Genomic DNA, 10,572 nt, shown 5'->3' with positions numbered 1-10,572 from the left:
CTGATGAAGAGTTTTCTGCACAGCGGGCGGGAATTCTCTACACTGGCGGGAGTTTTTATATTACTTCCCCTTACATTATTTTTTCCGGAGAGCCACGGATGCCTCAGTTCAATCAGACAGGTCGCCCGATGCCACACCTGCCTACACCCGGCCGCGGGTTAATCATTACCCTCTGCCTGCTTCAGGGATTATTGCTGTACTTCTTTTTCTCAGACCACATTCCAGCAAGATTTGCCGGTTTCTCTCACAATATTTACGGCCAGACTATGGCATTTACATTACCGGTGCTGATTTCATTGTCCGTCGTTCATCTGAATGACCGCCGGTTATGGGCCTCAGTGGCCCTGCTGGCGCTGCTGCTGGCCGGTATGGCCACCTGGGTAAAAAGTAATATAGCGGAGACATCGGCGGATTCAGTGCTGGTGTCATTTAATTTGTCTCTGGCGCTGCTGGTCTACTTCGTTTTGCCGTGGCTGCAGGTACAAACTTTCCCGGCGGCAAACCGTTACCGCTATGCCAGTCTTTCTGCGTGTTACAGCCAGAACACGCTGTCGGCCATGCTTACGTTCCTGCTGATGCTGCTGGCAGTGGGCGTGATGGCTCTGTGCGCGGCGCTGTTCCGGCTGGTCGGCATCGAATATTTCCATGAATTATTTTTTGAAACGCCGCTGTTTATGTATCTGGTTTACGGGCTGCTGTTAGGGGCCAGTATCGTCATCTGCCGAACGCAGCCGGCGCTCATCAATACCACCCGCCACATCATCCGTTTCATCCTGAAAGGCTTATTGCCGCTGGTGGCGTTTGTCGCGCTGATTTTCCTGTTTGTCCTGCCCTTCACCGGCTTGTCAACGCTGTCGCAAGCCTGGTCTGCAGCGAGCCTGCTGACCACCATGGCGCTGAGTATTCTGTTGCTGGTCAATGTCGTGCGTGAAACTGACAGCGAGGTCAAACCCTATCCGCGCGCTATCCGCCTGCTGGTGAATGCGGCGATTTTGTTGCTGCCGTTGTATGCCATACTGGCGCTCTACGCCACCGGCCTGCGCGTTTCGCAACACGGCTGGACACCGGAACGTCTGCGGGCGGTGCTGCTGATCGTCATTACGCTGCTCGCATCGCTTTGCTACAGCTTATCGGTTATCGATAAGCACCCCGGCTGGCTGCCACGCATCACCCAGCTCAATAAACCGCTGTCGGTGCTGGTGGTGATACTGGTGATTGCCGCCAACAGCCCGCTGCTCGATCCTTACCGCATCAGCGTGAACAACCAGATTGCACGCCTCGACAAGGGCAAGATACAGGCGAAGGATGTTGATCTGAAATGGCTGCGTTTTGACACCGGTCGGCGGGGTAACGACGCGCTGGCAGCGCTGCAACAGCACCCCGCATTCACTGCCGATCCGCGCCTGCTGACCGCAGTGAAAAATATGATGGCACAGACATCACGCTGGGGTTCCTACAACGATAAAAATGCAGCCGAACTGGCGAAAAATTATCGTGTGGAAGAGGCGAAAAAACGGATTCAGCTGGCGAAAGGTGCGACATCCCCCGATGACGCATGGTGGAAAAACCTGCCGCTGCTGGAGGAGTACCGCAATACACTGCGCGATTGCCTCAGCCTTCAGGGTGCGTGTATCGTCAATACGCTGGATTTAAACAATGACCGGCAGAAAGAGGTTTTTCTCTGTAATACGCTGGATGCACCTTCCGTTAATTGTCGCATTTACGCCAGACAGGCCGGGAAATGGACCCAGGCGGGAGAACTTTATCTGTATGAAGAAAAAGATAAATCTGCACTGATTACCGCCCTGCGCAACGGTGAGGTAAAACCGATGCAGCGTAAATGGAGTGATGTGCAGATTGACGGTAAACGCCGGGTCATTCACTACAACCACGACGAAGAATAACGCAGAATTCCCGGATAAATATGACCTGGATAATAAAGAAGTTAGGCTGATGTCATAAAAAAGCCGGGCGTCGCCCGGCTTTTGTTCAAATGCGCCTCAGGCAGTGACCGTCGGATCCTGTTCCACGGGCGGTTCACCTACCGTTTTTTTCGGTGGCAGCAAACCGTCGGCCCGGAACATCGCTTTGATGCCGCGCACGGCCTGACGGATCCGGTCCTGATTTTCGATCAGGGCGAAACGGACATGCGTATCGCCGTAATCCCCGAAACCGATCCCCGGTGACACACACACTTTTGCGTCGGCCAGCAATCGTTTGGCAAATTCCAGCGATCCTAAATGCGCATAAGCAGGCGGGATTTTTGCCCAGACGTACATTGATGCTTTCGGATTTTCCACCATCCAGCCCGCTTCATGCAGACCTCGTACCAGCACATTACGGCGCTGACGGTATTGTTCAGCAATGTCTTTCACACATTGCTGATCGCCTTCCAGCGCGGCGATGGCCGCCACCTGCAACGGCGTGAAAGTGCCATAATCATGGTAACTTTTGATGCGTGCCAGCGCGCTGACCAGTTCAGGATTACCGACCATAAAACCGATACGCCAGCCCGCCATGTTGTAACTTTTCGACAGCGTGAAGAATTCCACCGCAATGTCTTTTGCGCCCGGCACCTGCATAATTGACGGCGCTTTCCAGCCGTCGTAGACGATATCCGCATAGGCCAGATCGTGGATCACCAGCACGTTGTATTGTTTAGCCAGTGCCACCACACGCTCGAAGAAATCCAGCTCCACACATTGCGCCGTCGGGTTGGACGGGAAACCGAGGATCATCATTTTCGGGCGCGGAATAGTTTCACGAATGGCTTTTTCCAGCTCAGCAAAGAAATCCACGCCTTCGGCCAGTGGCACGGAGCGCACCTGCGCACCGGCAATCACGGCACCATAAATGTGGATCGGATAACTTGGGTTGGGCACCAGTACGGTGTCGCCATGATCGAGCGTTGCCAGCATGAGATGCGCCAGCCCTTCTTTCGAACCGATGGTGACAATAGCTTCACTTTCAGGATCGATTTCCACCTGATAGCGATCGGCATACCAGCGGGAAATGGCACGACGCAGACGCGGAATGCCGCGTGAGGTCGAGTAACCGTGGGTATCCTCGCGCTGCGCAACCTGCACCAGCTTTTCCACAATGTGCGGCGGTGTCGGGCCGTCGGGATTGCCCATACTGAAATCGATAATGTCTTCGCCACGATGGCGTGCGGCCATTTTCAGTTCAGCGGTAATGTTGAAAACATAAGGGGGAAGACGATCAATACGTGAAAAACGACGGGGTGAACTGGAATCAGCCATAATTTCCTCTGGGATACGTAAGCGCCCGGACCGTCCGAGCGACGCTGGCCGTGTAACGGCCTACAACGAACATAACGCAGAGGAAAATGGCTGTCGAGATACCGGGCATCTTTTTTTTACTGCGGACGTGGATCGGTGGCCAGCAGCCCCAGCAGCCAGTCGTTTTTCCACTCATCACCGATCCGGTAGCTGTCCCGCAAACGCCCTTCCATCCGGAATCCGCATTTTTCCAGCACACGGCGCGATGCGTCGTTGCCTTCCAGCACGTTAGCCTGCAAACGATGAAAACCACACTGGTCAAACGCAAAGTTCAGCACTTCACGCAGGGATTCCACGGCATACCCCTTACGCTGATGTTCAGGTGCCAGAATGAATCCGACTTCCCCCTGTTTATACTGCCGCCAGTCCGGGAAAAATCCGGTCAGCCCCACTGCTGCGCCGGTTTCTCTTTCACGCATCAGCAGGCACAGCCAGAAATCACTGTCGCGATCCCAGTGACCCAGACGTTGTTCAAAACGGCGATGAACCTGCGCGTGGGTTTCAATATCGCCGATAAAACGCATGACCTCCGGGGTCTGATACAGCCGCAAGAAAAATGCCCAGTCATCAGCCTGGAGAGGCTGCATGATCAGCCGCGGCGTAGATAACGAAATCATGTCGGAATGTGCTCCTGTGTCTGCCGATGGTGAAAGTCTGACCTTTTACATATAATAACCGCTGAATCCATTTGGCACGCTTATCTTTCAATCGTGCAAAGAGTCTAATCTGCCATGCCTCACATGTTCGATATGCTGCTGGCGGTCTTCGACCGTGCGGCGCTGATGCTTATCTGTTTGTTCTTCCTCACGCGAACTCCGCTGTTCCGCAAATTGCTGCATAAAGAAAATGAAAACCATACACCGCTGGAACTGACTGCGGTTACCGCCATTTTCTCACTGTTCGCTATTTTCGGTACGCTCTCAGGCATCAACGTCGAAGGTTCACTGATCAACGTACGTACGATCGCGATCATGTCGGGCGGGATCCTGTTCGGGCCCTGGGTCGGGATCATTACCGGCCTGATTTCCGGCACCCACCGTTTCCTGATCGACATCCACGGGCCGACGTCTGTTCCGTGTCTGATTACCAGTATTACCGCAGGTTTCCTCTCCGGTTATATCAATAAAAAAGTCAAAAAATCGCTGCACTGGAAAGTCGGTATTCTGGGCGGCATGCTGTGCGAAACGCTGACCATGATCCTGATTTTGCTGATGGCGCGACCGTTTTCGCTCGGGCTGGATATCGTCATGAATATCGCCGCACCGCTGATCCTCGGTGCCAGTTCCATCGGCCTGATTGTGTTGCTGGTGCAAAGTGTCGAGGATGAAAAAGAGGTGATCGCCGCACGACAGGCGCGGCTGGCGCTGGATATCGCCAATAAAACCCTGCCCTATTTTCGTAACATAGAAGGCAGAAATATCAACGCCGGATCGTTAGCCAGTATTTGCAGTATTATTCGCGATGATATCGATGCTGATGCGGTGGCGATAACCGACACCAAAAACATACTGGCGTACGTCGGCGTGGGCGCAGAAGAATACAATATCGGCCATGAAACGCTGAGTGAGATGACCAAAGCGACGCTGGAAAGCGGTGAAATTACGGTGAAAAACAACGACGAAATGCACCGTACGCCACAGATACACTCGCTGATTATCATTCCTCTCTGGGAAAAAGGTGAAGTCACCGGCTCGCTGAAAATCTATTATTGTGACCCGCACCGCATCACTTATTCGCTGAAAGTGATGGCGATCGGGTTGTCGCAGATTATGTCGACACAGATGGAAGTATCACGCACCGAGCAGTTACGCGAGATGGCCAATAAAGCGGAAATGCGGGCGTTGCAGAGCAAGATAAATCCCCATTTTCTGTTTAACGCGCTGAACGCGATTTCATCATCTATCCGTGCCCGCCCTGACGTGGCGCGCCAGCTGATCATCAATCTTTCCCGCTATCTGCGTTATAACCTGGAACTGAACGATGAGCTGATTGATCTGCGCAAAGAATTGCATCAGGTGCAGGATTACATCGCCATTGAGCAGGCGCGGTTCGGCAGCAAGCTGACGGTGATTTATGACATTGATGATGACATTTCGGTGAAAATTCCGAGCCTGCTGATCCAGCCGCTGGTAGAGAACGCCATTGTGCACGGCATCCAGAAATGCAGCGGAAAAGGCGTGGTGGTCATTTCAGTGAAGCATCAGGCTGACGGCATCAGGGTATCAATAAAAGATACCGGCCATGGTATTAATCAGGAAACGATTGACCGCGTGGCACGCAATGAAATGCCCGGCAATAAAATTGGCCTGCTGAATGTACATCACCGCGTTTCATTATTGTATGGTCAGGGCCTGACTATCCGCCGTCTTGAACCCGGCACGGATATTTCGTTTGTGATTACGCATACGCAACCCCAGGTCACGGCAGCCTCAGAGAGCAAAATCGCCTGACCCGCAGAAACGCTTTTTAGTTTTACCCGCCCGCATTTCGGGCCATCGCACCGGGGGATAATTCCGTGAACGCTATTATCGTCGAAGATGAAGTACCGGCTCAGGAAGAGCTGAGTTATCTGATTAATACCCACAGCAGCATCAGCATTGAAGCAGTTTTTGATGACGGGCTGGACGTGCTTAAATACCTGCAATCGCATGAAGTGGACGCGATTTTTCTTGATATCAGCATCCCTTCCCTCGATGGCGTATTGCTGGCGCAAAACATCAGTAAGTTTGCGCACAAGCCGTATATCGTGTTTATCACCGCCTATAAGGAGCATGCCGCAGAAGCGTTTGAAATTGAGGCGTTTGATTACATTCTTAAGCCTTATCATGAGTCGCGCATTGTCACCATGCTGCAAAAGCTGGAGTCACATTTTCGTCGGGATAAAGAGCAGGCTGCGAAGGAGCCCGGTGATAAACAGGAAGGTACTGCACCGGCCACGGGCAACCCCCTGCGCGTCAGTCACAGCATCAATCTGATTAAAGATGAGCGTATTATCGTTACCGATATTAATGATATTTATTACGCCGCCGCGCAGGAAAAGGTGACACAGGTTTATACCCGCAAAGAAGAATTCACGATGCCAATGAACATCACTGAATTATGCAACCGCCTGCCGGAGGAGTATTTCTTTCGCTGTCACCGTTCATATTGCGTGAATCTGTCGAAAATCCGCGAGATCGTGCCGTGGTTTAACAACACCTATATTTTGCGGTTAAGTGATCTGGATTTTGAAGTGCCGGTGAGCCGGAGCAAAGTGAAAGAATTCAGGCAATTAATGCGGTTTTGATGGGGATCTGACGGGTTTTGAGGCGGAGGGCGTTATCTTTTGGCGTCCGGCTCTGAATTATTACAAAAATGTCATTAACCCGTCATCCTCAGGTTAGCCAGTAAAAAGTAGACTTTGTTTCGTCAAGACAGAGGATATTTCGCACTTTCTCACGTCTGTGATGTGGAAAACCTAAATATACCTCTGCCAGATATTCTGCGTTATTAACAAATAACATTGAGTTCAAAAGGACGAACATATGTTTAAAAAGAAATTATTACTCGCCGGTATTATCAATGCGCTGTGTCTGACATCCGCCTTTGCAGCAAACCCTCTTAGCGTCCACGTTCTGAACCTGCAAAACGGGCTGCCATCACAGGGGGTAAGCGTATCGCTCGAGAAGCAGGAAGGTAACAAATGGGTGCAACTGAGCAGTGGAGTGACCAATGAGCAGGGACGAATTCCGGCGCTGTATCCCAATGAAAGTGTGATGGAGAAAGGTAATTATCGGGTAACGTTTAAAACTGGCGAATGGTTTGAAAAACATCATACCGCTTCATTTTTCCCGGAAATCCCTGTTATTTTTAAAGCAGATGGCTCAGTGCCTCACTATCACATCCCTCTGCTTGTCAGTCCTTACGGTTTCTCGACTTATCGCGGGAATTAAAGTCAGAAAAAAAATCATGATGGGCAAGATGAACTTGAGTGCGGCTTCATGCTAAATCTCGGGAGGGGTTCCTTGCTCCTCCCCTTCGCAGGGGAGGGAGCCGATCGAGTTACCTTCTCAGGGGCAGTTTTAGATCGTCATACCAATCGACTGACGCAGATAAGCCCCTGCACCTAACAGCCCCGGTTGATCGTGGGTGATCAGGAATACCGGAATATCCATCAGGTAATCTTTAAAACGCCCTTTGTCTTCAAACGCGGCGCGGAAGCCTGAGGCTTTGAAGAATTCCAGGAAGCGCGGAACGATGCCACCTGCAATGTACACGCCGCCGAAGGTGCCCATGTTGAGTGCCAGGTTGCCGCCAAAACGTCCCATGATCACGCAAAACAGTGACAGTGCGCGGCGGCAATCCAGATTTTCATCCGCCAGAGCCAGCTCCGTCACGTCTTTCGGTCTGAAGTTTTCCGGCACACGATTATCTGATTTGACGATGGCACGGTAAAGATTCACCAGTCCCGGACCGGAGAGAATACGCTCAGCAGAAACGTGCCCCATTTCGGTACGCAACTGCTCAAGAATAATGTCTTCTTCTTCGCTGTTTGGCGCAAAATCAACGTGGCCGCCTTCGCCCGGCAGGCTCAGCCATTGGTTGTTGGCATGAATTAAGTGTGCGACGCCCAACCCCGTGCCGGCTCCGTAAATCACTGCCGGTTTGCCGTCCTGTGCTTTTTTACCGCCAAACTGCAACAGGTCATCTTCTTTCAGCATCGGGATTGCCATAGAAACGGCAGTGAAATCATTGATCACTTCCAGATGTTGCAGTCCAAGATTTTTCTTCATTTCGGCAATGGAAAAGGCCCACGTATGGTTGGTCATCGCCACCCAGTCGCCGGTTATCGGACAAGCGATAGCGATACATGCATCCTCAACTTCCTGATGCTGCTGCGCGAGGTACTCACGAACGACGGCTTCCAGACTGTCGTAATCCAGCCCGGAAAAAGTCTTCGACTGCGAAATCTCACCGCTGTCCAAAGCGCAAAGCGCCAGGCGGCAGTTAGTGCCCCCGACATCGCCCACCAGGGAGTATTTGGTCATGTTATTCTCCGCAAAAGTAAATTCATTATGCTGCGCATCCGCGCCAAATTCGTGTGGGCAAAATAGCGGTAATTGCTATACGCTGCAATGCAGTTTTGAAACAACCCACATTTATGCAGCATGCTACACAAAATTATGTCGACAGCCCGCAGACTGACTTTGCCGGGATTCATCTAAGCTATCAGAGCAAACGAAATTATAAATAAGGAAATACGTGCATGTTCCATCCCCGCGCCAGAGTCATGTTAGCTTTTGCCCTGCCCGCGATCATTATTGGTGTGATGTCCAGCCTGGTGCTGGTGTTCGTCATGATGATTTCTGGCGCGCTGCAGAATCTGCTGTGGGAGAACATTCCCGCCGTGCTCAATATCAATACTCAATCCGCCAGCTGGACGCTGTTTATGCTGACACTGACCGGCATTGGCGTCGGTGCCATCATAAAGTATATGCCAGGCCACGCCGGGCCGGATCCTGCTACGGAGTCGCTGATTGGGGCACCGGTGGCGATCAATGCTTTGCCGGGTCTTGCGCTGGCGCTGATGGTCGGACTGGCAGGCGGCGTCAGTCTGGGGCCGGAACATCCGATCACGGTGATTAATATTGCGCTGGTGGCGGCATTAGGCTCGCGCTTATTACCCCGGGTACCGACGACTGACTGGGTGATCCTGGCTGCAGCCGGGACTGTCGGCGCGTTGTTTGGCACGCCAGTGGCGGCCGCGCTGATTTTTTCGCAAACCCTCGGCGGTAACAAAGATGTGCAGTTATGGGATCGCCTTTTTGCGCCATTACTCGCAGCAGGTGCAGGTGCCATCACCACCGAACAATTTTTCCAGCCCGATTTTTCGCTCAGTATTCCGTCGTATGACGCCGCCAGCCTGATGGATATTTTCAGCGGGTCAGTGGTGGTGCTGATTGCTATCGCACTGGGGATGATTGCTGTCTGGCTGTTCCCGCATGTGCACCGGATGTTTAACAGTATTCATAATCCGATATTGCGGCTGGGTATTGGCGGGTTTGTGCTGGGGTTACTGGCACTGATTGGCGGAGAAATTACCCTGTTTAAAGGGCTGGATGAAATGAAAGAGCTGGCGCATTCCAATGCGCTGTTTGAGATGGGGCCATTGCTGGCGATCACCCTGACCAAACTGGCGGCGTTGGTGGTGGCGGCGGCCTGCGGTTTTCGTGGCGGACGTATTTTCCCGGCGGTGTTTGTCGGGGTATCGCTTGGCCTGATGCTGCATCAGTACGCGCCGGATGTGCCAGCGGCGGTGACTGTTTCATGCGCCGTGATGGGTATGGTACTGGTGGTGACACGCGACGGCTGGCTTAGCCTGTTTATGGCTGCCGCCGTGGTTCCGGGGCTGAAGCTGCTGCCGTTGTTGTGTATCGTGATGCTGCCAGCCTGGTTAATGCTGGCCGGGAAGCCGCTGATGCAGGTGGCAAAACAGCGGCTTGTACGTCAGGCCCCGGAAGAAGATTAATCCTGCTTTAATGCAAACTCCGCTGCCGCCAGCGCATGAATGGCAGTGGTGTCAAAAACAGGTACGCTCGCGTCTTCCTCGCCCACCAGCAGGGTAATTTCGGTGCATCCGAGAATAATACCTTCCACGCCCTGCTGTTCTAATTTGCCAATAATCCGCCGATATTCTTCGCGGGAATCATCCCTGATAACGCCCAGGCACAGCTCTTCATAAATGATGCGATGGACAATCGCACGGTCAGCTTCATCCGGCGTCACCACGTCAATCTGATGTTTTTCCTGCAAACGCCCGCGGTAGAAATCCTGTTCCATGGTAAAGCGCGTACCCAGCAGGCCGATTTTACGCAGCCCCTGCCCTGCGATTTTTTCTGCCGTCGCATCGGCGATATGCAGCAGCGGCAGGCCGCCGATACGTTCGATATCATCCGCCACTTTATGCATGGTGTTAGTACATACGACAATAAATTGCGCACCTGCGCGCGCCAGTGAATGCGCGGCATTACCGAGAATTTCGCCTGCCTGCTGCCAGTCACCGGCCATTTGCAGCTTTTCGATATCGTAAAAATCGACGCTGTAAAGGAACAGTTTGGCCGAATGTAATCCGCCCAGTTGCTGCTTTACCTGCTCGTTAATCATGCGGTAATACGGTACGGTGGATTCCCAGCTCATGCCACCAATCAGCCCTAATGTTTTCATTTGCACACCCTGTATTTTTCCCCGATGGCAAAACCATAACCGACAAAAAGCCCGCCGGCAAAGAAAATGC

Annotated in this window: 8 protein-coding genes and 2 pseudogenes; 6 read left to right on the top strand and 4 right to left on the bottom strand. The window is 52.5% G+C overall.

Features of this window, described 5'->3' with window-relative positions:
* Positions 1-1,904 (top strand): DUF4153 domain-containing protein (locus tag J1785_RS08325; protein ID WP_238483142.1); only part of this gene is annotated, 1,904 nt, incomplete at its 5' end.
* A gap of 96 nt (positions 1,905-2,000) precedes the next feature.
* Here J1785_RS08325 and alaC read toward each other — a convergent pair.
* On the bottom strand, positions 2,001-3,260 hold the full coding sequence (gene alaC / locus J1785_RS08320; protein ID WP_129952224.1) for an alanine transaminase: 1,260 nt from the start codon (positions 3,258-3,260) through the stop codon (positions 2,001-2,003).
* A 116-nt stretch (positions 3,261-3,376) separates the two neighbouring features.
* A complete protein-coding gene (locus J1785_RS08315) occupies positions 3,377-3,916 on the bottom strand; it encodes a GNAT family N-acetyltransferase (protein WP_217219208.1) in 540 nt (179 codons plus the stop codon).
* Between the two features lie 114 nt (positions 3,917-4,030).
* Here J1785_RS08315 and J1785_RS08310 point away from each other — a divergent pair, with 114 nt between their 5' ends.
* The 4 genes and pseudogenes from J1785_RS08310 to uraH all read left to right on the top strand — a co-directional run bounded on the left by J1785_RS08310 (position 4,031) and on the right by uraH (position 7,231).
* Positions 4,031-5,749, top strand: a complete 1,719-nt coding sequence (locus J1785_RS08310; RefSeq protein WP_129991716.1) for a sensor histidine kinase — start codon at positions 4,031-4,033, stop codon at positions 5,747-5,749.
* A gap of 65 nt (positions 5,750-5,814) precedes the next feature.
* Positions 5,815-6,169 (top strand): annotated as a pseudogene (locus J1785_RS27030) (response regulator); the annotation flags it as partial.
* Between the two features lie 89 nt (positions 6,170-6,258).
* Positions 6,259-6,585: pseudogene (locus J1785_RS27025) on the top strand (LytTR family DNA-binding domain-containing protein); the annotation flags it as partial.
* 238 nt (positions 6,586-6,823) lie between these two features.
* Positions 6,824-7,231, top strand: coding sequence for a hydroxyisourate hydrolase (uraH, locus tag J1785_RS08300; protein WP_095922951.1), 408 nt, complete (start codon positions 6,824-6,826; stop codon positions 7,229-7,231).
* Positions 7,232-7,360: 129 nt separating this feature from the next.
* Here the strand turns inward: uraH and glk are convergent, their stop codons facing one another.
* A complete protein-coding gene (gene glk / locus J1785_RS08295; RefSeq protein ID WP_129952219.1) occupies positions 7,361-8,326 on the bottom strand; it encodes a glucokinase in 966 nt (321 codons plus the stop codon).
* A gap of 218 nt (positions 8,327-8,544) precedes the next feature.
* Here glk and J1785_RS08290 point away from each other — a divergent pair, with 218 nt between their 5' ends.
* Complete coding sequence (locus tag J1785_RS08290; RefSeq protein WP_129952218.1) at positions 8,545-9,807, top strand: ion channel protein; 1,263 nt, start codon at positions 8,545-8,547, stop codon at positions 9,805-9,807.
* Here J1785_RS08290 and J1785_RS08285 read toward each other — a convergent pair.
* Positions 9,804-10,502: an aspartate/glutamate racemase family protein gene (locus tag J1785_RS08285; protein ID WP_129991714.1), complete on the bottom strand. Its 699-nt coding sequence runs from the start codon at positions 10,500-10,502 to the stop codon at positions 9,804-9,806. The genes J1785_RS08290 and J1785_RS08285 overlap by 4 nt on opposite strands.
* Positions 10,503-10,572 lie beyond the last annotated feature (70 nt).

This window comes from Rahnella perminowiae (assembly GCF_019049755.1).
Lineage (GTDB): Bacteria > Pseudomonadota > Gammaproteobacteria > Enterobacterales > Enterobacteriaceae > Rahnella > Rahnella perminowiae.
The sequence above is the reverse complement of the archived record's forward strand: the minus strand, read 5'-3'. Positions and strand labels throughout refer to the sequence as shown.

What these genes read in the sequence shown, in the direction of transcription:
- J1785_RS08315 (WP_217219208.1), bottom strand. Translation starts at nt 3,916, where the DNA reads ATGATTTCGTTATCTACGCCGCGGCTGATCATGCAGCCTCTCCAGGCT.
- uraH (WP_095922951.1), top strand. Translation starts at nt 6,824, where the DNA reads ATGTTTAAAAAGAAATTATTACTCGCCGGTATTATCAATGCGCTGTGT.
- alaC (WP_129952224.1), bottom strand. Translation starts at nt 3,260, where the DNA reads ATGGCTGATTCCAGTTCACCCCGTCGTTTTTCACGTATTGATCGTCTT.
- J1785_RS08290 (WP_129952218.1), top strand. Translation starts at nt 8,545, where the DNA reads ATGTTCCATCCCCGCGCCAGAGTCATGTTAGCTTTTGCCCTGCCCGCG.
- J1785_RS08310 (WP_129991716.1), top strand. Translation starts at nt 4,031, where the DNA reads ATGCCTCACATGTTCGATATGCTGCTGGCGGTCTTCGACCGTGCGGCG.
- glk (WP_129952219.1), bottom strand. Translation starts at nt 8,326, where the DNA reads ATGACCAAATACTCCCTGGTGGGCGATGTCGGGGGCACTAACTGCCGC.
- J1785_RS08285 (WP_129991714.1), bottom strand. Translation starts at nt 10,502, where the DNA reads ATGAAAACATTAGGGCTGATTGGTGGCATGAGCTGGGAATCCACCGTA.